Genomic DNA, 22,038 nt, shown 5'->3' with positions numbered 1-22,038 from the left:
TTGCCGTCATGTCCACCGCCCACGTCCTACTCGGACTGCTCGCGGACGGCCCACGGCACGGATATGACCTGAAGCGGGCACACGACGACAACCTGCCCCGGGCCAAACCGCTGGCCTACGGGCAGGTCTATGCCACGCTGGGCCGGCTCGAGCGGGATGGCTACGTCACCGAGTCCGGTCAGGACCGCGACGGCGGGCCGGACCGCACCTCCTACGAGCTGACCGACGAGGGCCGCCACCACCTGGACACCTGGTTGGCCGCCGTCGAGCCGCCCGCGCCGCACGTGACCAGCGAGATTTTCAGCAAGGTGGTGGTCGCGCTGCTCGCGGCCGGCGCCGCCCGGGCCCGCGACTACCTGGTCGCCCAGCGGGCCGCCCACATGAGCCGCATGCGCGAGCTCACCACCGCGAAGTCCACGCCCGATGCGAGCGTCGGCGACGTCATCGCCGCCGACTACGCCATCCGGCATCTCGACGCCGACCTGCGCTGGCTGGAAACCACCCTCGCGCGGGTCGCCGAAGTGGGGAAGAACTGATGAGCGCTTTGTTGAGCGGAGCCGGGATCACCCGGAACTACGGCGCCACCCCGGCGCTGCGCGGCATCGACCTGGACGTGGCCGAGGGCGAGATCGTCGCGGTCACCGGGCCGAGCGGTTGCGGCAAGTCCACGCTGCTGCACTGCCTGGCCGGCATCCTGCGGCCGGATTCCGGCACGGTCACCTACCGCGAGCAGAACATCGGGCTGTGGTCCGAGGCGGCCCGGTCCCGGCTGCGGCGCAGCGAGTTCGGCGTGCTGTTCCAGTTCGGGCAACTGGTGCCCGAGCTCACCGCGGTGGAGAACGTCGCGCTGCCGCTGCTTCTCGCCGGTTCGGGGCGGCGAGAGGCACGGCAGGTCGCGGCCGAGTGGCTCGACCGGCTCGGCGTCGCCGACCTCGCCGAGCAGCGGCCCGGCACCATGTCCGGCGGTCAGCAGCAGCGCTGCGCCACCGCCCGGGCGCTGGTCACCCAGCCGCGGGTGCTGTTCGCCGACGAGCCGACCGGCGCGCTCGACGTGCTCACCGGCGAGCAGGTGCTGGGCCACATCGTCCGGGTCGCGCGCGAACAGGGCACCGCCGTCCTGCTGGTCACGCACGAGGCGTCGGTGGCGGCGTACGCGGACCGGGAGATCGTGCTGCGCGACGGCGCGCTCGACCCGTCCGGCCTGGGGCTGGCCCGGTGACACCGTCGACCCTGGCCCGGCTCGCGGTGGCGGGAAGCCGCACCGATCTGCTGCGGACCGTCCTGACCGGCCTGAGCGCCCTGCTCGCCACCGCGGCCATGCTCTGCGCGGCCACTGTCCTGTCCATCCATGGCTGGGCCGACCGGTATACCAATCCGCTGCTCATCGAGCCCGGCCTGCGTCCCGGTGTGGCCGCGACGCTGATCCTGGTCTCGTTCCCGGTCCTCGCGCTGGCCGGGCAGTGCATCCGGCTCGGTGCGCCGGCCCGCGACCGGCGGCTGTCCGCCATCCGGCTGGCCGGCGCCACCCCGCGGCAGTCGGTGCTGATCGCCATCGCGGAGACGGCGGTGGCGAGCCTGCTGGGGTCGGTGACGGCGCTGGCGGCGTACCTCATCGGCCGGCATGTTCTTGATCGTCGTGACTTCGACGGACGGCGCGTGCTGCCGGCCGACGTGCTGCCGCCGGCGCCGGTGCTGGTGGTGCTCGTGCTGCTGGTGCCGGTGCTGGCCGCGATCATCGGGGCGGTGCTGATGCGCCAGGTCATCGTCACCCCGCTGGGCGTGGTGCGCCGGGTGCGTACGCGTGGGCCGCGGCCCTGGCCGGGCCTGCTGATCGTGGCCGGTCTCGTGCTCTTCGGCATCCCGGGCCAGCTCGCCGAGCACCTGACCTGGTCCAAGAACACGATCTATCTGTTCCTCGGCAGCGGAGTCGTGCTGACCATGGCGGGGGTGGTGCTCGGCACCGCCTGGCTCTCCCACACCGCCGGGCGGCTGCTGCGGCGCTACGGGCGCGGGCCGGCCACGATGCTCGCCGGGCAGCGGCTGATCACCGATCCGTGGAACGGCAGCCGCACGATGGCCGCGCTGCTCACCGCCGTGATGGCGGGGGCGGTGGCGCTTGCCTACCGGGAGTTGCTGGCCACCGAGTTCCGCTCCTTCGACATCTTCAACGCGATGATGAACCCGACCGACGGCGGGATCGGCGCGCCGGACGATCCGGAGTTCTACTACGGCGCGGTCCGGCTGGTCATGGTCGCGGTCGCGCTCGCCTCGGTGGTCGCGGCCGCGGGCGTGCTGGTCGCGCTGGCCGAGAGCATCGTCGCGCGGCGGCGGACCTACGCCGCCCTGACCGCGACCGGCGTGCCACGGCGTACCCTCGCCGCCGCGGTCGCCTGGCAGACGCTGACGCCGATCGTTCCCGCCCTGCTGCTGGCGCTCGCCGCCGGTGACGCTCTGGTCCGGCTGATCGAGTCGGAGATTCCGGTGGGTTACGAGTTCCGGGACTGTGTGGCCGCGGGTTATCCGGATTGTGTGGCGCCGCTGCACCCGGAGATGGCCCAGGTCCTGCACGTGCCGATCCCGTGGGCCTCGTTGAGCCTGCTCGGCGGAGGTGCGCTGCTCGCGGTGCTCGTCGCGGTCGGTGCCGGCCTGGTGGTGTTGCGGGCCAGCACCGACCTCGAGGAGCTAAGAGCGGGCTAGCCCGAGCACGTCCAGGGTCCAGGCGGCCACGAACGCCTCCTCTTTCCAGGAGTCGTAGCGGCCGCTCGGGCCGCCGTGGCCGGCGCCCATCTCGGTTTTGAGCAGGTAGTCGCCGTCGGGGGCGACCGCACGCAGCCGGGCGACCCACTTGGCCGGCTCGTGGTAGAGCACCCGGGTGTCGTTGAGGCTGGTCACCGCCAGGATCTTGGGGTAGCTCAACTTCGCGACGTTTTCATACGGGCTGTAGGCCTTCATGTAGGCGTAGACCTCGGCCGACTCGATCGGGTTGCCCCACTCCTCCCACTCGGTCACCGTCAGCGGCAGCGACGGGTCGAGGATGGAGGTCAGCGGGTCGACGAACGGCACCTGGGCCACGATGCCGGCGAAGTCTTCCGGCGCGATGTTGGCGATCGCGCCCATCAGCAGGCCGCCGGCCGAACCGCCCCGGGCGACCAACTTGTCGGCAGTCGTCCAGCCCTTCGTGACCAGGGCCTGGGCGCAGGCCACGAAGTCGGTGAAGGTGTTCTTCTTGGTGAGCATCTTGCCGTCCTCGTACCACCTCCGGCCCATCTCGCCGCCGCCGCGCACGTGTGCGATGGCGAAGACGACGCCCCGGTCGAGCAGGGACAGGCGGGCAATCGAGAAGTACGGGTCGATGCTGTGCTCGTACGACCCGTAGCCGTAGATCACGGCGGGCGCGTTTTTCTCGACGCCCTTGCGAGCCACGATCGAGATCGGGATCTTGGTGCCGTCAGTGGCCCGGGCCCACTCACGGAACTGCTCGTAGTCGGCCGGGTCGTAACCGCCGAGCACCGGCTTGCGCTTACGCAGCGTCATCTGCCGGGTCACCAGGTCGACGTCGTAGACCGAGTCGGGGGTGACCAGCGAGGTGTAGCTGATCCGGACCGAACCGGTCTCATATTCCGGGTTGCCGCCCAGGCCGACGCTGAACAGCGGCTCGGGGAACTCCATGTCGTAGAAATCGGTGCTGCCGTCGCCCATCACCCGCAGGCCGGTCAGGCCCTCGCGGCGCTGCGAGATCACGATGTGCCGGGCGAACGCGTCCACCGACTCCAGCCGGGTGCCCGGCTCGTGCGCGATCAGCTCGACCCAGTCGCCGGGGGCGTCGGCCGACGTGTACGCCAGCGCGAAGTCTTCGGCGTCCTTGTTGTGCAGGATCAGGAAGCGGTGGCCGTGGTGCTCGATCGAATATTCGACGCCCTGCTCGCGCGGCGCGACCAGGGTCGGCTCGGCGGTCGGGGTGTCGGACGGGATGACCCGCACCTCGGAGGTCAGCTTGCTCTGCGTGTCGATGACGATGAACTTCTCACTGCGGGTGAGCTCGACACCGACCCAGAAGCGCTCGTCCGGTTCCTCGAAGACCTGGACGTCGTCACTGGCCGGCCGGCCGACGGTGTGCCGCCAGACGCGGTGCGGCCGCCAGGCCTCGTCAACCGTGATGTAGAACAGCGCGCTGTCGTCGGCCGACCAGGCGGTGCCGTAGAACGTGTCGGGCACTTCGTCGGCCAGCACCTCGCCGGTCACCAGGTTTTTCACGCGCAGGGTGAAGCGCTCGTCGCCGTCGAAGTCGGTCGAGTAGGCCAGCCAGTTGCCGTCGGGGCTGACGTCGAACGTGCCGAGCGCGAAGAAGTCCTTGCCCTCGGCTAGCTCGTTGCCGTCGAGCAGCACTTCCTCGCCCGGCTTGTCCTCGCTCATCGGCGGGTCGGTCTCGCCCGGCTGCACGGCGACCCGGCACTGAATGCCGTACTGCTTGCCCTCGACCGTGCGCGTGTAATACCAATAGCCGCCCTTGCGGCTGGGCACCGAGAGGTCGGTCTCCTGGGTGCGGCTCTTGATCTCCTGGAAAACCGTGTCGCGCAACCCGGCCAGGTGCGAGGTCGCCGTGTCGGTCCAGGCGTTCTCGGCCTTCAGGTAGGCGATCGTCTCCGGGTTTTCCTTATCGGCGAGCCAGGCATATTCGTCGGTCACGGTGTCGCCGTGGAAGGTGCGCTCGCTGGGCACCGCGCGGACGGTGGGCGGGCTGTCGGGCGTATCGGTCGTCACGGGAGCAACGTTACCGGGCGGACCGGCTTTTCAAGCCTCGACTGACCCGTGCGCGTTCGAACATGTGTACGATGTGCCAGAGTGGACGATCTTACGGCCGTGATCATCGGGGACCATCAGTGAGTACGCACTTTTTCGATGCTCTTGTGGACATCTGTGGCCCGGACTATGCGCGGGCGGCGCGCTCGATCGACGCCGTCGGTGGTCACCGTGCCGGGCACGTCGCGGTTCCCGCGACCGCCCAGGCCGTCGGTGACGTCCTGCGACTCGCGGCTGACGAGGGACTCTCGGTCCTGCCGCGCGGATCCGGCAGCAAAATCAATTGGGGCCCGCGTCGGGAGCGCGTCGATCTGCTCCTCGACAGCGGTCGCCTCAGTGGCCTGTGGAGCCATGACGTCGAGGCCCGCACCGTCGAGGTCGCCACCGGCACTCCGGTGCGTGCGCTGCAGGCCGCTCTGGCTCTGCGCGGCCAGCGCCTGCCGGTCGACCCGCCGTCCCGCACGGCCACGCTCGGCGGCATGCTCGCGGTCAACGAGTCCGGCCCGCTGCGCTATCACTTCCGCACCCCGGCCGAGCACGTCGACCGGGTGAGCTACGCCGACCCAGCCGGTGCGCTGGGCGAGTCCGACGGCGAGGAGGGGCGGCCCGGCCTCGCCGAGATCGCCGGAGTGATCACCTCGGCGGTGATCCGGCTCCAGCCGCTGCCGGCCGCGCGCCGGTGGGTGACGGTTCCGCTCAACAGCCCCGCCGAGCTGGGCAAACTGACTGCCCCCGCGGGTGACTTCCAGCCGGTCGCGATCGAGACCGACCTGCCGGCCGAGGGGGAGGGCACGCTGGCCGCGCTGATCGAGGGCGACGAGGGTGACGTCGCCGAGCGCGCCGAGCGTCTCATTGCCGCCTGGGGTCCGGCCGCCGTCGCGGCGCCGACCGCGCCGCTGTGGTGGGGTCGCTACCCGTTCGGTCCGGCTGACGTGGCGCTGCGTCTGTCGGCATCCGCGGCCGACCTGCCCGCCATGGTCTATTCGCTGGCCGATGTGGCCGGTGTCCCGGTGCCGATGCGCGGCTCGGCCGGCCTCGGCAACGTGCACGCGGTGCTGCCGGGCAGCCTGCCGGCCGACCGGATCGAGAGCATCATGGAGACCCTGCGGCACGTCCAGATGGCTCGCGGCGGCCAGGCCGTCATCATCACGGCCCCGCCCGAGCTGGCTGCCGACCTGGAGATGGCCGCCCGGCCCGACTGCTTCTAAGAAGAAACGACCGGCACCCGGATGCGACCGGACGGGTGCCGCGTCGGGATGGGCTCGCTGCCGACGGCGTAGGTGAGATAGGCGAAACGGCCCACCTGGGCGTTGCCGGTCAGCACCAGCTGGCGGGAGCTCAGGTGCCGGGGCAGCAGTGGCGTTCCGCTGCCCAGCAACACCGGGGCGATGCCCAGGATGATCTCGTCGAGCAGGCCCTGGTCGACGAACTGGCCGACCAGGTCACCGCCGCCGACCAACCAGACGTTTCCGCCCTTGGCCGCGACCAGCATGGCCTCGTGCACGCGGCGCACGTCGCCGCTGACCATGAAGACGTTGGCGTCCGGCACCGGCGGCAGATCCCGGTGAGTGAAGACCCAGCAGGGCCGGTCACCGTAGAGGTCGTGCCAGTTGCTCGGCTGCGCCATGACGTTGTCGTTCTTGAGGACCCACTCGTACGTGTTGGCGCCCATGGCGAACGCACCCACGCCGGCGATGAAGCCACCGAACGGGTTCTCGTTGCCCCCGTCGACGTCGAACAGCCAGTCGAGAGATTTTTTCTCGTCGGCGGTGTACCCGTCGATACTCGTCGCCGTGTAGTACTGAGTCTTCGCCATATGAGCCACTTTATGGCTTCAAAAGGGGCTAACCGGCGTCATTCCGGAGAACCAGGATCGCGATATCGTCCCGTGGTTCCTCGACCGAGAAGTTGATCGTGATGGAGCGCAACCGGGCCGCCATCACGTCGGCCGGATAGCCGGCCAGCGGGCCGGCCGCCTCGCGCAGCCGGGTCGTGCCGAACAACTCGCGCCCGCGGCGCCGCTCGGTCACCCCGTCGGTATAGAAGATCAGCGAATCGCCGGCGCCGAGCCGCACCTCGACGTCCGGCGAGGAGATCGTCTCGAGCAGGCCCAGCGCGGTGCCGCCCTCGCCGACGAACGAGGCCTTGCCGTCCGCCCGCACCAGCACCGCCCGGTCGTGCCCGGCCAGGTGCAGGCACACCACCAGAGTGCCGTCCGGCTCGCGCCGCACCGAGGCCATCGCCAGCGTGCAGTAACGCCCGCCGCCCCGCTGCACCAGCGTGCGGTTGACCCGGCAGAGGATCTCGGTCATCGGCTTGCCGTCGTCGACCAGGATGCGGATCACGTCGCGGACCAGGCCGGTCACGGTGGCCGCCTGGACGCCCTTGCCGGACACGTCGCCGACCACGACCAGCCAGGTGTCGTCGCCGAAGGGCACCACGTCGTAGAAGTCGCCGCCCACCTCGGAGCCGGTCGGCACGTATTCCGCGGCGAAGCCGACCCCCTCGACCTTGGGCAGGGCCGGTGGCAGCAGCGACGCCTGCAGGGTGCGGGCGACCTTGTGGCGCTCGTCGTGGATGCGGGCGTTGTCGATGGCCAGGGCGGCGCGGCGAGCCACGTCCTCGAGGACGGCGACCTCGTCGGCGTCGTGCCGATGCCGGGGGTGCCGCCCCACCGCGAGGGTGCCGAGCCGGGTGCCTCGGGCAGTTAACGGCACCGCGAAGCCCTCGGATGGGGTGCCGAACATGACCTGGGTGCCGAGCCGGGAGGCCTCCTCGAGCCGGGCCAGGACCGAGTCGGGGCCGGTGTCGGCGAGGGTCTCGTGCAGCTGCGGCAGGGCGCCCTCGTCGGCATGGGTGGCCGCGGCCAGTTGCAGCCGGCCCCACGTGTCGGTGGTGTGCACCGCGCACCACTGGCCCAGCCGGGGGACCACCAGCTGCGGGATCAGCGCCATCGTGAGGTTGACGTCGAGCGACTGGGCGAGCAGCTCGCTGGCCTCGGCCAGGAAGGTCAGCCAGGTCTGCCGGCGCAGGTCGGTGCGGCGCAGCCGGTCATTTTCCAGGTGCAGCGAGAACCGCTCGGCGACGATCGTGGCGAGCGGCTGGGCGTAACCGGTCGGGGCCGCGTCCAGCTCCAGCTCACCCGAGTACGGACGATGCACCGCCAGCGGCACCACGATCGTGTCGGCGTCCTCGCGGGGCGGCCGGCCGTGCCGCGCCAGGAGCTGCCGCCCGCCGCCGTCGCCACGGTCGAGCCGCACCACACCGCCGGCCGCGCCGGTCAGCCGGGCGAGCCGGGACAACAGGTCGGTGGCGAACTCGGCCAGCGCCTCGTCGGTCTGCCGCTCCGGGTTGATCTGCAGCAGCGCGGTCAGCGCGCCCACGCTCGGCGTGCCGGCCTCGACGACGTTGGTGGCCGGCACCATGGCGGTGGTCGTCTCGGTCGAGGTGTGCCCCTCGAGACGAAACCAGACGCCCTTGCCGGTGCCTTCGTGCACGGTTCCCCAGCGCGACGCGAAGTGGTCGACCAGCAGCAGGCCACGGCCGCGCTCGGCCACCTCGCCGATGTCCACGCTCTCGTTGCGCGGGCCGACCGCCAGCTGTTCGACCGGGCCGGGCGCGAAGTCGGTCACCGTCACGGTCAGGCCGGTCTGGTCGGCGCTGACCTCGATGTCCAGCTCGGTGTTGGCATGCACCACGGCGTTGGTGGACAGCTCGGTGGTGAGCAGCAGCGCTTCGTTGAGCAGCGTGTCGAGCCCGGCGTCCTCGAGCACTGAGCGGACCAGCGCCCGGGCCGCGGCCGGCGTGCGCCGGTCGTTGGGCAGCCGGACCCGCCGGACGAGGCCGTCTGCCGCGATTTCCGAAGCTGACACGCCATGCATCCTCTCCTGTCGGCGGGGGGATGCACAAAGTCGTCTCTCGCATTGACCCGGTCGGGCGAGGGAGGATGGGGTGCTCGGGCAGTTGGACAGGGAGTTAGGACAGGCATGACTGCGGCAAAAGAAGCCCACGACGAGGCCGCCCTCCTCGGCGAGCTCGCTGAGGCTCTGCGGCGCGTGCGCCGCGGAGATCTCAAGGTCCGGCTGCCGCGCCGAAGCGGCGCGGCCGGCGAGGTCGCCGACGCGTTCAACGAGGTCGTTTCCCTGCAGGAACGACAAAATCTCGACCTACGCCGGATCAGCCGGATCGTCGGTCGCGACGGCCGGCTCACCGAGCGGCTCGACGACGAAGGCCTGGACGGCTCGTGGGCGGACAGCGTCCGCTCGGTCAACTCCCTGATCGACGATCTGGGCCGGCCGACCACCGAGATCTCCCGGGTCATCGTGGCGGTTGCGGAAGGTGACCTTTCGCAGCACATGGCGCTGGAAATGGACGGCCGACCACTTCGGGGTGAATTCCTGCGCATCGGCCGCACGGTCAACACGATGGTGGACCAGCTGTCGTCGTTCGCCGACGAGGTCACCCGGGTGGCCCGCGAGGTGGGCACCGAGGGCGAGCTGGGCGGTCAGGCCGACGTGCGGGGCGTGGCCGGCACCTGGAAGGACCTCACCGACTCGGTGAACCTGATGGCGTCCAACCTGACCCACCAGGTGCGCTCGATCTCGCAGGTGGCGACGGCGGTGGCCCGCGGTGACCTGTCCCAGAAGATCACCGTTTCGGCGCGCGGCGAGGTGGCCGAGCTGGCCGACACCATGAACGGTCTGACCGACACCCTGCGGCTGTTCGCCGAGCAGGTGACGAGGGTGGCCCGCGAGGTGGGCACAGAGGGCAAGCTGGGCGGCCAGGCCGACGTGCCCAACGTCGCTGGCACCTGGAAGGACCTCACCGACTCGGTGAACTCGATGGCGACCAACCTGACGAGCCAGGTGCGCAACATCGCCCAGGTCTCGACCGCGGTGGCGAAGGGCGACCTGTCGCAGAAGATCACGGTGGCCGCGCAGGGCGAGATCCTCGAGCTCAAGGACACCGTCAACACGATGGTGGATCAGCTGTCGTCGTTCGCCGACGAGGTGACCCGGGTGGCCCGCGACGTGGGCACCGAGGGCAAGCTCGGCGGTCAGGCGCAGGTCCGCGGCGTCTCCGGTACGTGGCGGGACCTGACGGAGAACGTGAACCAACTCGCCAACAACCTCACCGATCAGGTGCGGAACATCGCCCAGGTCTCGACCGCGGTGGCGAAGGGCGACCTCTCGCAGAAGATCACGGTCGACGCCAAGGGCGAGATTGCCGAGCTGAAGGACACCGTGAACACGATGGTGGATCAGCTTTCGAGCTTTGCCGACGAGGTGACCCGGGTGGCCCGCGAGGTGGGCTCGGAGGGCAAGCTGGGCGGTCAGGCCCAAGTCAAAGGCGTTTCCGGTACGTGGCGGGACCTCACCGACAACGTGAACTACATGGCGTCGAACCTGACCAGCCAGGTGCGCAACATCTCCTCGGTGACCACCGCGGTGGCCAAGGGCGACCTGTCGCAGAAGATCACGGTCGACGCCCGCGGCGAGATCCTCGAGCTGAAGACCACGGTCAACACGATGGTCGACCAGTTGTCGTCGTTCGCCGACGAGGTGACCCGGGTGGCCCGCGAGGTGGGCACCGAGGGCAAGCTCGGCGGTCAGGCGCAGGTGCGGGGCGTGGCCGGCACCTGGCGCGACCTGACCGACAACGTGAACTCGATGGCCTCCAACCTGACCGCCCAGGTGCGAAACATCGCCCAGGTCTCGACGGCGGTCGCCAAGGGTGACCTGTCGCAGAAGATCACGGTCGACGCGCAGGGCGAGATTCTCGAGCTGAAGAACACCGTGAACACCATGGTCGACCAGCTGTCGTCGTTCGCCGACGAGGTCACCCGAGTCGCCCGCGAGGTGGGCTCGGAGGGCAAGCTCGGCGGGCAGGCGCAGGTGCGGGGCGTGGCCGGCACCTGGCGCGACCTGACCGACAACGTGAACTACATGGCGTCCAACCTGACCGCCCAGGTCCGCAACATCGCCTCGGTGACCACCGCGGTGGCCAAGGGCGATCTGTCGCAGAAGATCACGGTCGACGCCCGCGGCGAGATCCTCGAGCTCAAGGACACCGTCAACACGATGGTCGACCAGCTCTCGTCGTTCGCCACCGAGGTCACCCGGGTCGGCCGGGAGGTCGGCGTGGAGGGCAAGCTCGGCGGTCAGGCCCAGGTCAAGGGCGTTTCGGGTACGTGGCAGGACCTCACCGACAACGTGAACCAGCTCGCCTCGACGCTGACCACCCAGCTGCGCGCGATCGCCGAGGTGTCCACCGCCGTGACCCGCGGTGACCTGACCCAGAGCATCGCTGTCGTGGCCCAGGGCGAGGTCGCCGAGCTCAAGGACAACATCAACCAGATGATCGTCACGCTGCGCGAGACGACCAAAGCGAACGCCGAGCAGGGCTGGCTCGACTCCAACCTGGCCCGCATCGGTGGCCTGCTGCAGGGCCAGCGCGATCTCGGCGAGGTCTGCCGCATGATCATGACCGAGGTGACGCCGCTGGTCGACGCCCAGCTCGGCGCATTCTTCCTGGTCGACAACGAGCAGGCGGTCATGCGTCTGCGGCTCGCCGCCTCCTACGGCTACGTCGCCCGCAACCACGAGGTGACGTTCGGGCCGGGCGAGGGCCTGGTCGGGCAGGCCGCGGTCTCGCGACGGACGATCCGGGTGCGGGCCACCCACGACGGCATCCTGACCATGCGCTCCGGACTCATGTCGATGCCGCCGAACGACCTGGTCGTGCTGCCGGTGCTGTTCGAGGGCGAGATGCTCGGCGTCATCGAGTTCGCCTCCGTCGCTGCATTCTCCGGGCTGCATCTGACGTTCCTCGAGCGGCTGGTCGCCACGATCGGCGTCGCTCTCAACACGATCCAGGCCAACCGGCGTACGGAGGAGCTGCTCTCCCAGTCGCAGCGGCTGGCTCGCGAGATGCAGGACCAGTCGGCCGAGCTCCAGCGCACCAACGCCGAGCTGGAGGACAAGGCGCAACTGCTCAGCGAGCAGAAGGCGAACATCGAGACGAAGAACCGGGAGATCGAGCAGGCCCGGCTCGGCCTCGAGGAGAAGGCGCAGCAGCTGTCCCGGGCGAGCGCCTACAAGTCCGAGTTCCTGGCCAACATGAGCCACGAATTGCGTACGCCGCTGAACTCGCTCCTGCTCCTGGCTCGTCTGCTCGCCGACAACAGCGAGCAGAACCTCTCCGAGAAGCAGATCGAGTTCGCCCGCACGATCCACAGTGCCGGCTCCGACCTGCTCTCGCTGATCGACGACATCCTTGACCTCGCCAAGATCGAGGCAGGGCGGATGGACGTGGACGTCGACCAGATCGACTTCGACGGCATCCGGTCCTACGTCGAGCAGGCGTTCCTGCCGCAGGCCGAGGAGAAGAACCTCGACTTCCGGGTGGCGGTGGCCTCCGGTCTGCCGGCCTCGATCGTCACCGACGGTCAGCGGCTCCAGCAGATCCTGCGCAACCTGCTCTCCAACGCGGTCAAGTTCACCGACTCCGGTTCGGTGACGCTGAGCATCTTCGCGGCGCCGCCGAACACCGACTTCGACATGCCGGCGCTGTCGAAGGCCGGCCAGGTGGTGGCGTTCGCGGTCACTGACACCGGCATCGGCATCTCCGACGAGAAGCTGGCGATCATCTTCGAGCCGTTCCAGCAGGCCGACGGCACCACCACCCGGAAATACGGCGGCACCGGCCTCGGCCTGTCGATCAGTCGCGAGTTCGCGGCCCTGCTCGGCGGCACGATCGTGGTGTCGTCGATCCCGGGCGAGGGCTCGACGTTCACGCTGTACGTTCCGGACTCGCTGACCCCGGAGTCGGCGCCGATGTTCGCACTGCCCTCCGAGCCGTCGACCACAGTGGTGGTGCGGCCGATGCAGTCGATGAACATGCCGCTGATGGATCTGCCCGTGATCACGCCGCGGGCCGAGTTGGAGGGGCACATCAGCGCGGCCGGCCGCCAGCTCGACGGCGCCACCGTGCTGATCGTCGACGACGACGTGCGCAACGTGTTCGCCCTGACCAGCGCCCTCGAGATGCACGGCCTGAACGTTCTCTACTCCGACAACGGGGTCGACGGCGTCCGCATTCTGGCTGAGCACCCGGAGGTCGACATCGTGCTGATGGACGCGATGATGCCCGACCAGGACGGTTATGAGACGACTCGGGGGATCCGCCGCAATCAGCGCTTCCGGGACCTGCCGGTAGTGTTCCTAACCGCGAAGGCAATGCCCGGTGACCGGGAATCAGCCCTCGCCGCCGGCGCGAGCGACTACATCACCAAGCCGGTCGACCTGGACGAGCTGATCGAGCTGATGGCCCGCTGGGTGAACGCCGACAGGACCATCGAACCGGAGCGCGGATAGGGGGTAGGGGAGTGGCGGATCGCGCCAAGGCCCTGCTGGTCGACGACCGCAAGGACAACCTGCTCGCCCTGGAGGCCATCCTCCAGGGCCTCCCGGTGACACCGGTCGCCGTCGAGAGCGGCGAGGCCGCGCTCAAGCAGCTGCTGACCGACGACTTCGCGGTCATCCTGCTCGACGCGCAGATGCCCAACATGGACGGTTTCGAGACGGCCAGCCACATCAAGCGGCGGGAACGCACCCGGCACGTACCCATCCTGTTCCTGACCGCGGCCGACCGCGATGCGCAGCTTGCGCTGCGGGGTTACGCGGTCGGCGCGGTCGACTACCTGACGAAGCCGTTCGACCCGTGGGTGCTGCGGGCCAAGGTGTCCATCTTCGTCGAGCTGTGGACCAAGACCCAGCAGCTCAAGGCCCAGGGCGACGCGACCCGCGAGCGGGACGCGCAGTGGCAGCGCCTGACCGAGACGGTCGACGAGGCGGCCCGGGTGCTGCGTGCCGGCGGCGAGCAGGCCGCGGCCGAGGCGCTGGCCCTGCTGGAGAAGGCCCGCTGGGGCAGTTAGCGGTTCACGTAAGGCGTGACGGCGTTGGTCAGCGCGGAGCGCAGGATCGACTTCGGGCGGGCGCCGACCAGGGTCGCGGTCACGATGCCGCCGGTGAAGAACAGCAGCGTCGGCATCGACATGATCCGGTAGGACCGTGTGGTCTCCGGGTTCTCGTCGGCGTTGATCTTGCCGATCCGCAACTGCCCCTCGAACTCCGGCGCCAGCTCGGCCAGGGTCTGCGCCATCGGGCGGCACGGCGGGCACCAGTCCGCCCAGAAGTCGACGACGAACGGCAGATCGGAGCCGAGCACGGTCTCGGCGAAGGTGGTGTCGGTCAGGGTGATGAGGTCCAGCATCGGGTCTCCCGGTGTTCGACGGCTTGGGTCAGCTGCGTCTGCAACTGCTGCCGGATCTCGGTGAGCTGCGAAAGATAGCCGTCGACCTCGGCGAGCTTTCGACGCAGCACCACGACCGAGTCGGGGCACACGTGTCCCGAGGAGTTACCGGCGCGCAGGCACGCGACGAAGGGTTTGATGTCGTCGAGCCCGAAACCGACCGCGAGCAGCGACCGGATCTCGTGCACCACGCGCAGCTCGGCATCGTCGTACTGCCGATAGCCGTTGCTGTCTCGCTGCGGGCGCACGAGGCCCTGCTCTTCGTAGTACCGCAGGGTCCTGGTGCTGGTTCCCGCGCGTGAAGCCAGCTCGCCGATCAACATGTCGCCGACGGTAGGCCTTCACACCGGCGTCAAGGCAACCCTTTAGGGCGCGACCGAGCTGATCATCAGGGCGCTGCGCAGGCCGGTGATGTCGAGGACGCGCATCAGGAACTCGCCGACGTTGGTCAGGGAGAGCACGGCGCGGGCGTGCTGGGCCTTGCGGCTGAGCACCACGAGGGTGCCGAGACCCTGCGAATCGCAGAATGTGACACCCGCCATGTCGAGCACTATGCGGGGTGGCGGCTCGATCAGGGTCTCATTGACGATGGCGGAGAGGTTGGTGACCGTGAGCACGTCAATCTCCCCGGCGAGGTGCAGCACGACCTCGTCGGGGGCACGCTCGACCTCGATGGTCAACTCCGGCCGCTCCACGAGTTCAGCCTATCGCCCGTGGTGTGGATCTGCCCGCCGGGCGCACGCGGACCCGGTCGTTCCGGACATGCTGGTGTGACGCACGCACGACGTGAACAACCCTCTTGAGATGGCCAAGGGGAGCCGCTGTCAGAATGGGAGACGCTGTGACCACCTCATACCGCGCCGAGGGCCTCCCGTACCCGCAGGACGCCCCGGTCTCCCAGGCCCTGTTCGACCGCGCCAGCGCCATCGTGCCCGGCGGGGTCAATTCACCCGTGCGTGCGTTCCGAGCGGTCGGTGGGACGCCCCGATTCATGTCGTCCGGCAAAGGTGCATGGCTCACCGACGCCGACGGCCGGCGCTATGTCGACCTGGTCTGCTCGTGGGGCCCGCTGATCCACGGCCACGCGCACCCGGAGATCGTGGCCGCCGTGCAGGAGGCCGCCGCCCGCGGCACCAGCTTCGGCACGCCCACGGCCGGCGAGGTCGACCTGGCCGAGGAGATCATCCGGCGCACGCCGATCGACGCGGTCCGCCTGGTCAACTCCGGCACCGAGGCCACCATGACGGCGATCCGGCTGGCCCGCGGCTTCACCGGCCGCGCCAAGATCGTGAAGTTCGCCGGCTGCTACCACGGCCACGTGGACGCGCTGCTCGCCGCGGCCGGCTCCGGCGTGGCCACCCTGGGCCTGCCCGACTCGCCCGGCGTCACCGGCGCGACGACCGCCGAGACGATCGTGCTGCCTTACAACGACGTGGCCGCGGTCGAGGCCGCGTTCGCGGCCGACGGTGCCGAGATCGCCGCGATCATCACCGAGGCCGCGGCCGGCAACATGGGCGTGGTCGCCCCGCGTGACGGTTTCAACCAGCGTCTCGCCGAGATCGCTCACGCGCACGGCGCGCTGCTGATCGTCGACGAGGTGATGACCGGCTTTCGCGTCTCGCCGGGTGGCTGGGCCGGGCTCGACCCGGTCGACGCCGACCTGTTCACCTTCGGCAAGGTGATGGGCGGCGGCCTGCCCGCGGCCGCGTTCGGCGGGCGTCACGAGATCATGTCGCGGCTGGCCCCGGCCGGCCCGGTCTATCAGGCCGGCACGCTCTCCGGTAACCCGCTGGCCTGTGCGGCCGGCCTCGCCTCGCTGCGGCTGGCCGACGACGCGGTCTACAAGCGGCTCGACGAGTTGTCCGCGACGATCGGCGCGCTCGCGTCGGCGGCGCTGTCCGAACAGGGCGTTGCGCACCGGTTGGCGTACGCGGGCAATATGTTCTCGATTTTCTTCACCGAGAACGAGGTCGTCGACTACGACTCGGCGAAGACGCAGAATGCGGCCGCGTTCAAGGGGTTCTTCCACGAGATGCTCGCGCGCGGCGTCTATCTGCCGCCGAGCGCGTTCGAGTCGTGGTTCGTGTCGACGGCGATCGACGACGAGGCGCTGGAGCAGATAGCGGCGGCACTCCCGCACGCGGCAAGGGCGGCAGCATGAGTAGAACCACGGTGCACGTGCTGCGGCACGGCGAGGTCTTCAACCCCACCAAGGTGCTGTACGGGCGGCTGCCCAACTTCCACCTCTCCGAGCTGGGCGTGCAGATGGCCAAGGCCGCGGCCGAGTCGCTGGCCGCGCGGGACATCACGTACGTCGTGGCCAGCCCGCTGGAACGCGCCCAGGAGACGGCTGCCCCGATCGCCGCCGAGTTCAAGCTCGACGTTGCCAGCGACACCCGGCTGATCGAGAGCGCCAACTACTTCGAGGGCAAGACGGTTGGCGTCGGCGACGGCGCGCTGACCAACCCGCGGCACTGGTGGGTGCTGCGCGACCCGATCACCCCGTCCTGGGGCGAGCCCTACCTGCAGATCGCCCAGCGGATGTTCGCGGCCGTGCAGTCGGCCCGGGTCGCCGCCGAGGGCCACGAGGCGGTCTGCGTCTCGCACCAACTGCCGATCTGGACCCTCCGGCGGTATGTGGAGAAGAAGCGCCTCTGGCACGACCCGCGCCGCCGCCAGTGCGGGCTGGCCAGTCTCACCTCGATCCGGTTCGAGGGGTCGACGGTGGTCGGCATCGACTACTCCGAGCCGGCCGCGCACCTGGTGGCCCTGTCCGCGTCGGCCAAGACCGCCAAGGGAGCTTGACCATGCGCCGCCCCGCCATCGTCCTGGCCGTCGCCGCGCTCACCGCGACCGTCCTGGCCGGGTGCGGCGGGGAAAATTGGGCCAAGAAGTGCACCACCATCGGCACCGTGGTGGAGTGCACGCCGGCCCAGCGGCCGCAGGTCAAGGACGTCACCGGCGACCTGCTCGACGGCGGGAAGTACGACGTCGCGCAGGACCGCGGCAAGGTCGTGGTGGTCAACTTCTGGGGCTCGTGGTGCGCGCCGTGCCGGGCCGAGGCCGACGACCTGGAGAGGACCTACCAGGCCACCAAGGCCAAGGGTGTCAGCTTCATCGGGGTCAACTCGCGCGACGACAAGGATTCGGCCAAGGCGTTCGAGCGCGGCCGGGTGACGTACCCCAGCATCTACGATTTCGAGGGCAAGGTCGCGCTGAAGTTCGACGTGACCCAGACCAGCACGCCCGCCACGCTGATCCTCGATCGGCAGGGCCGGATCGCGGTCGCCATGCGCGCCGCCACCACCTACGACCAGTTGCAGCCGCTGGTGGAGAAGATCGCCGCGGAGACGGCGGCCTGATGGAAGAGACCCAGTTCGCGCACATCGCCGGCAGCGGGCCGCTGGTGCTGGCGATCGCGGTCGCGGCCCTTGCCGGACTGGTCAGCATCCTCTCCCCGTGCGTGCTGCCGCTGGTGCCGGGTTATCTCTCCTACGTGACCGGCCTGGCCGGCTCGGACCTCGACGACCGCCGCGAACAGGAGGACGGCGGCGACGTTGCAGTGGCCACCCGGCGGTCGGTAAAGGGCCGCGTTCTGGCCGGCACCGTCCTCTTCGTGCTCGGCTTCGCGATCGTGTTCACCCTGCTGGTGACGCTGGTGGCGAACATCGGCTTCACGCTCAAGAGCCACATCGACGCGCTCAACATCGTGCTCGGCGTGGTGGTGATCGTCCTCGGTCTCGGCTACCTGGGCTGGATCCCCGGCCTGCAGCGGGAGATGCGGATCAGCAAGCTGCCGGCGGTCGGGCTGGCCGGCGCCCCGATCCTCGGCGGGATCTTCGCGCTCTCCTGGCTTCCGTGCACCGGCCCGACCCTGGCCGCGGTGGTCGGGCTGGCCACCGCGAGCGGCCAGACGAGTCGAGCGGTCACCCTTGCCCTCGCGTACAGCCTCGGTCTCGGTATTCCGTTCGTGCTGTTCGGGCTCTTCTTCCGGCGGCTGCTCGGGGTCTTCAAGGCGATCCGCCGCAACAGTCGCTGGGTGACCCGGATCGGCGGCGTGCTGCTCATCGCGGTCGGGATCGCGCTGGTCACCGGCGGGTGGAACCACTTCCTGGTCTGGCTGCTGACCACCTTCAACTTCAGCGGGGGCACGCTGCTGTGACCGTCGTGGAGGAACGTCCGGCACCGGCTGCGGCTCCGCCGCCTCGGCCGGGCCATCGACTGTGGGCCCTGTTGCGCAACTCGTGGCGCCAGCTCACCAGCATGCGTACGGCGTTGGTCCTGCTCTTCCTGCTCGCCATCGCCGCCATCCCGGGCTCGATCTTCCCGCAGCGCGCGGTCGACTCGCAGCGCGTCACCGAGTACTACGCGGCGCACCCGCAGCTGGCGCCGTGGCTGGAGCGGCTCGGCGGCTTCGAGGTGTACGGGTCGCCCTGGTTCGCCTCGATCTATCTGCTGCTGTTCACCTCGCTGATCGGCTGTGTCGTGCCCCGCCTGCGCGACCACGTGCGGTCGCTGCGCCTGGCCCCGCCGGAGGCGCCCAGCCGGCTGGAGCGGCTTCCTCAGCACGCATCGGACATCTCGTATGACGGCGGACCCACAGACCTGGCTCGTATGCTGCGGAAACGGCGCTTCCGCACGAAGGTGCGCGAGCACGAGGACGGCAGTTGGACGGTCTCCGCCGAGAAGGGCCACCTCAAGGAGACCGGCAACCTGTTCTTCCACTTCGCGCTGCTCGCGGTGCTGATCGGGGTGGGTTTCGGGCACTGGTACGGCTGGCACGGCAACCGCATCCTGGTGGCCGGCGCCGACCAGGGCTTCTGCGACACCCTCGCGCAATACGACGACTCGACGCTCGGTCCTCGGGTGGACGCCGCCGACCTGCCCAACTTCTGCTTGACGCTCAACCGGTTCGAGGCCAGCTACCAGGAAACCGGTCAGCCGAAGAGTTTCGAGGCGACGGTGGGCGTCAGCGAGGACGACGGCCCGGTCAAGAGCCGCGAGTTCACCGTCAACGACCCGCTGCGACTGCACCACGCGAACGTGCACCTGATCGGCCACGGCTACGCGGTCACCCTGCGCTACACCGACCGGTTCGGCGAATCGCAGCTCAAGACCGTGCCGTTCCTGCCGGTCGACAGCATGTTCACCAGCGAGGGCGTGGCCCAGTTCCCCGACGTGAACATCGACCCCAAGACCGACAAGCGCGACTCGTCGCTGCAGATGGGCTTCGAGGGCCGCTACCTGCCGACCGTCGGCACCGGTGCGACCTCGACGTTCCCGGCCGAGAACGCGCCGGCCATCTTCCTCACCGCCTACCGCGGTGATCTCGGTCTGGACGTGGGCACGCCCGGCTCGGTCTACTCTCTCGACCAGGGGCAGATCGCGACCGGCGACCTGAAGAACGTGAGTGGCGCGCGGCCGCACGAGCTGAAGGTCGGCGAGACCTGGACCCTGGACGACGGCACCAAGCTGGAGTTCGTCGGCACCAGGCCGTACGCGACGCTGGCGATCCGCTACGACCCGACGCAGTCGCTGATCCTGATCGGTGCGGTTATCGGGCTGATCGGCCTGATGCTGTCGCTGGGCGGGCACCGCCGGCGGGTCTGGTTCCGCGCCCTGCCAGCTTCGTCCGAGAAGGGCAGCGGTACGTTGTTGACGGCCGGTGGGCTGCCACGCACCGACTATCCCGGTTTCGCCGATGAGTTCACCGGGCTGGTGAAGGCCGCCGAGGAAGGGAATCCGTGATGGCGGAGTTGTCGAACCAACTGATGGGCTTCACCGTCCTGGCGTACCTGGTCGCGATGGTGCTCTACGCCGGCGAGTACGCCTTCGGCAGCAAGAGCCACATCGGCAAGGCGGCGGCTCGTCCCGCCCGCCAGCTGGTCGGCGCCGGGGCCCCTATCGAGTCTTTGGAAGAACAGCCGCCGGTTGTCGTCCCGAAGGACCGGCGGGCCGAGTGGACCGGCCGGGCCGCGGTCGTCTTCAACCTGCTGGGCCTCCTGCTGCACCTCGGCACCCTGGTCACCCGCGGCATCGCCGCCGACCGGATGCCCTGGGGCAACATGTACGAGTACATCCTGTCGGCGACCTTCGTCGGCTCGGCGGTGTGGACGGGCGTGCTAATTCGCCGCCCGGCTCTGCGGCACATCGGCCTCTTCGCCTCGCTGGCCCTGGTGGTGCTGCTCGGCGCCGCCGGCATGATCGCCTACACCCCGGTCGGGCCGCTGGTCCCGGCCCTCCAGTCGTACTGGTTCATCATCCACGTCTCGACGATCATTCTGGCCTCCGGCATCCTGCTGATCGGCGCGGTGCCGGCCACGATGTTCCTGATCCGGGACGGGTACGACAAGGGCAAGCGCCGCTTCCCGTACTCGCTCGGCCGCAACGTGCCGGACGCGATCATGCTCGAGCGGCTCACCTTCCGGCTGCACGCATTCGCGTTCCCGCTGTTCACGTTCGGTGCGCTGATCGCCGGGCCGATCTGGGCCGAGGCGTCCTGGGGCCGTTACTGGAACTGGGACCCCAAAGAGGTCTGGGCGTTCATCTCCTGGGTCGTCTACGCCGGTTACCTGCACGCCCGGGCCACTCCGAGCGTCAAGCGCACGGTGGCGACCTGGATTGCCCTGCTCGGGTTCGCGACGATGCTGATGAACCTGTTCGGCGTCAACCTGTTCTTCAGCGGCCTGCACTCGTACGCCAACGCCGGCGGCATGTAGCCCGGCGGTATGTAGCCCAGCGGTATTCAGCTCAGCCACCGAGAAGGCCGCCCAGCAGCGACGGCCGGCGGGTTGCCGTCGGCGACACCGAGACGCTCGGGCTCGGCGTCACGGTCACGGTCGGCGCCGGGGTTGCGCTGGGCGACGACGACGGGGGTACGACGTCGGCCTCGCCCGGAATCATCGGCCGCGCGGTGCCACCGGCCACTCCGTCGGAGCAGTCGCCGGCCGTCCAGGTGTCGTAGCGGTTGACCCAGTTCAGGCAGAAGCCGCCGGTGCGCTGCTGTTGACCCGCGTCGTAGCCGGTGAGCGTGGGCACGTCGGCCCGCCAGTAGCGCGCCGCACCACCGTCGGCCGGCCGCAGCTGCACGTTGTCGACGGTCACCTCGGGCACGTCGACCCGGGTCGGCCGGCTGGAGTCGACGTGCACCTCGACGTACTGCTCGATCATGGCGCTCGGCCCGATCGGCAGCCGCTGGGCGGTGAGCAGGTTCCACCGGTTGCTCCACCACAGCCAGGCGGCCCATACGCCGTTGGCGTCGCTGTGCAGGTCGATCCAGACCCGGTCGCCCGGCCGCAGTGTGTACTGGTCGTAGAACTGCCAGGTGCGGGTGTTGGTGTTGAACGTGTAGATGTGCTGACGGGTGGGGCTGGCCCAGCCGGTCTTCGCCCAGCCGGCCTCGAGCCAGGAGATCTGGCCGCCGCCCATGTTCCGCTTGGCCATGAACCGCGCGGCGATGAAGTCGTAGCTGCCCGGCCGGATCGAGGCGTCCACCACGGAGATCCGCCCGGAGACGCCGCTCCACTCGCCGGCCGAGTTCGCGCCGAGGTGGTGGTACCCACTCGGGGTAACGCCGCTCACCGGTCTGCTGAGCTGGACTCCGGACTCGACGATGCGTCCGCCGGCCCGGCACGCGCCGGGTGTGCCGGGCCCGGCCGGTGCGGTGGGAGGCCGGGTCGAGGCGCGTCCGGCGGGACAGGGCGGAAGCGGCACGGCGGAGCGCACGGCCGGCGTGGGCTTGGCGACCACTCGCGGCGCCGAGGCGGCCGGTGCAGTGACCGCCGTGATCGCCACGAGGACGCCGAGGGCGGTTAGCGCGCCCCAGCGCGTTGCTTTCCGGACCTGCACGAGCACCTCGCCGACCTGTGGGAGCAATCGCCCACCTCAACGCGAACCGGACACGTTGAGTGACGGTGATCGCCCGGG

Annotated in this window: 19 protein-coding genes; 12 read left to right on the top strand and 7 right to left on the bottom strand. The window is 69.8% G+C overall.

Annotated elements, in window-relative coordinates; all coding sequences use genetic code 11:
• Positions 1-8 precede the first annotated feature (8 nt).
• From AB0E90_RS16745 to AB0E90_RS16735, 3 genes are read left to right on the top strand one after another with little or no spacing between them, the layout of a single operon-like run.
• Complete coding sequence (locus AB0E90_RS16745; protein ID WP_360405386.1) at positions 9-536, top strand: PadR family transcriptional regulator; 528 nt, start codon at positions 9-11, stop codon at positions 534-536.
• Complete coding sequence (locus AB0E90_RS16740; RefSeq protein WP_360405383.1) at positions 536-1,219, top strand: ABC transporter ATP-binding protein; 684 nt, start codon at positions 536-538, stop codon at positions 1,217-1,219. The genes AB0E90_RS16745 and AB0E90_RS16740 overlap by 1 nt, the downstream gene beginning before the upstream one ends.
• The gene (locus AB0E90_RS16735; protein ID WP_360405380.1) at positions 1,216-2,697 is read left to right on the top strand and encodes an FtsX-like permease family protein; all 1,482 of its coding nucleotides are present in this window, start codon (positions 1,216-1,218) and stop codon (positions 2,695-2,697) included. The genes AB0E90_RS16740 and AB0E90_RS16735 overlap by 4 nt, the downstream gene beginning before the upstream one ends.
• Here AB0E90_RS16735 and AB0E90_RS16730 read toward each other — a convergent pair.
• A complete protein-coding gene (locus AB0E90_RS16730) occupies positions 2,683-4,761 on the bottom strand; it encodes a S9 family peptidase (RefSeq protein ID WP_360405377.1) in 2,079 nt (692 codons plus the stop codon). The genes AB0E90_RS16735 and AB0E90_RS16730 overlap by 15 nt on opposite strands.
• 119 nt (positions 4,762-4,880) lie before the next feature.
• Here AB0E90_RS16730 and AB0E90_RS16725 point away from each other — a divergent pair, with 119 nt between their 5' ends.
• A complete protein-coding gene (locus tag AB0E90_RS16725) occupies positions 4,881-6,008 on the top strand; it encodes an FAD-binding oxidoreductase (protein ID WP_360405374.1) in 1,128 nt (375 codons plus the stop codon).
• Here AB0E90_RS16725 and AB0E90_RS16720 read toward each other — a convergent pair.
• Positions 6,005-6,616: a dihydrofolate reductase family protein gene (locus AB0E90_RS16720; RefSeq protein ID WP_360405371.1), complete on the bottom strand. Its 612-nt coding sequence runs from the start codon at positions 6,614-6,616 to the stop codon at positions 6,005-6,007. The genes AB0E90_RS16725 and AB0E90_RS16720 overlap by 4 nt on opposite strands.
• Before the next feature lie 28 nt (positions 6,617-6,644).
• Positions 6,645-8,672 carry a SpoIIE family protein phosphatase gene (locus AB0E90_RS16715; RefSeq protein WP_360405368.1) on the bottom strand — a complete coding sequence of 676 codons (2,028 nt, stop codon included), beginning with the start codon at positions 8,670-8,672 and terminating at the stop codon, positions 6,645-6,647.
• A gap of 114 nt (positions 8,673-8,786) precedes the next feature.
• Between AB0E90_RS16715 and AB0E90_RS16710 the strand changes: the two genes are divergently transcribed.
• Positions 8,787-13,175, top strand: coding sequence for a HAMP domain-containing protein (locus tag AB0E90_RS16710; RefSeq protein ID WP_360405365.1), 4,389 nt, complete (start codon positions 8,787-8,789; stop codon positions 13,173-13,175).
• Positions 13,176-13,186: 11 nt separating this feature from the next.
• On the top strand, positions 13,187-13,735 hold the full coding sequence (locus AB0E90_RS16705; RefSeq protein WP_360405362.1) for a response regulator: 549 nt from the start codon (positions 13,187-13,189) through the stop codon (positions 13,733-13,735).
• Here AB0E90_RS16705 and AB0E90_RS16700 read toward each other — a convergent pair.
• From AB0E90_RS16700 to AB0E90_RS16690, 3 genes are read right to left on the bottom strand one after another with little or no spacing between them, the layout of a single operon-like run.
• Positions 13,732-14,073 (bottom strand): thioredoxin domain-containing protein, encoded by a 342-nt coding sequence (locus AB0E90_RS16700; protein ID WP_360405359.1) that lies wholly within the window; start codon positions 14,071-14,073, stop codon positions 13,732-13,734. The two genes, AB0E90_RS16705 and AB0E90_RS16700, sit on opposite strands and share 4 nt — an antisense overlap.
• The gene (locus AB0E90_RS16695) at positions 14,052-14,435 is read right to left on the bottom strand and encodes a MerR family transcriptional regulator (protein ID WP_360405356.1); all 384 of its coding nucleotides are present in this window, start codon (positions 14,433-14,435) and stop codon (positions 14,052-14,054) included. The genes AB0E90_RS16700 and AB0E90_RS16695 overlap by 22 nt, the downstream gene beginning before the upstream one ends.
• A 42-nt stretch (positions 14,436-14,477) precedes the next feature.
• Positions 14,478-14,807: an STAS domain-containing protein gene (locus tag AB0E90_RS16690; RefSeq protein ID WP_360405353.1), complete on the bottom strand. Its 330-nt coding sequence runs from the start codon at positions 14,805-14,807 to the stop codon at positions 14,478-14,480.
• Positions 14,808-14,941: 134 nt separating this feature from the next.
• On the opposite strand from AB0E90_RS16690, the gene hemL reads away from it, so the two are divergent.
• From hemL to ccsB, 6 genes are read left to right on the top strand one after another with little or no spacing between them, the layout of a single operon-like run.
• On the top strand, positions 14,942-16,273 hold the full coding sequence (hemL, locus tag AB0E90_RS16685; RefSeq protein ID WP_360405350.1) for a glutamate-1-semialdehyde 2,1-aminomutase: 1,332 nt from the start codon (positions 14,942-14,944) through the stop codon (positions 16,271-16,273).
• Entirely contained in the window at positions 16,270-16,917 is a 648-nt protein-coding gene (locus AB0E90_RS16680) for a histidine phosphatase family protein (RefSeq protein ID WP_360405347.1), read from the top strand. Before hemL ends, AB0E90_RS16680 begins: the two co-directional genes overlap by 4 nt.
• Before the next feature lie 2 nt (positions 16,918-16,919).
• Entirely contained in the window at positions 16,920-17,474 is a 555-nt protein-coding gene (locus AB0E90_RS16675) for a TlpA disulfide reductase family protein (RefSeq protein WP_360405344.1), read from the top strand.
• A complete protein-coding gene (locus AB0E90_RS16670) occupies positions 17,474-18,274 on the top strand; it encodes a cytochrome c biogenesis protein CcdA (protein WP_360405341.1) in 801 nt (266 codons plus the stop codon). Before AB0E90_RS16675 ends, AB0E90_RS16670 begins: the two co-directional genes overlap by 1 nt.
• Positions 18,271-19,860 carry a cytochrome c biogenesis protein ResB gene (locus AB0E90_RS16665; protein ID WP_360405338.1) on the top strand — a complete coding sequence of 530 codons (1,590 nt, stop codon included), beginning with the start codon at positions 18,271-18,273 and terminating at the stop codon, positions 19,858-19,860. Before AB0E90_RS16670 ends, AB0E90_RS16665 begins: the two co-directional genes overlap by 4 nt.
• Complete coding sequence (gene ccsB, locus AB0E90_RS16660) at positions 19,860-20,831, top strand: c-type cytochrome biogenesis protein CcsB (RefSeq protein ID WP_360405335.1); 972 nt, start codon at positions 19,860-19,862, stop codon at positions 20,829-20,831. Before AB0E90_RS16665 ends, ccsB begins: the two co-directional genes overlap by 1 nt.
• A gap of 31 nt (positions 20,832-20,862) precedes the next feature.
• Here the strand turns inward: ccsB and AB0E90_RS16655 are convergent, their stop codons facing one another.
• Complete coding sequence (locus AB0E90_RS16655; protein ID WP_360405332.1) at positions 20,863-21,987, bottom strand: hypothetical protein; 1,125 nt, start codon at positions 21,985-21,987, stop codon at positions 20,863-20,865.
• Positions 21,988-22,038: the final 51 nt, after the last annotated feature.

This window comes from Actinoplanes sp. NPDC026619 (assembly GCF_040638295.1).
Lineage (GTDB): Bacteria > Actinomycetota > Actinomycetes > Mycobacteriales > Micromonosporaceae > Actinoplanes.
The sequence above is the reverse complement of the archived record's forward strand: the minus strand, read 5'-3'. Positions and strand labels throughout refer to the sequence as shown.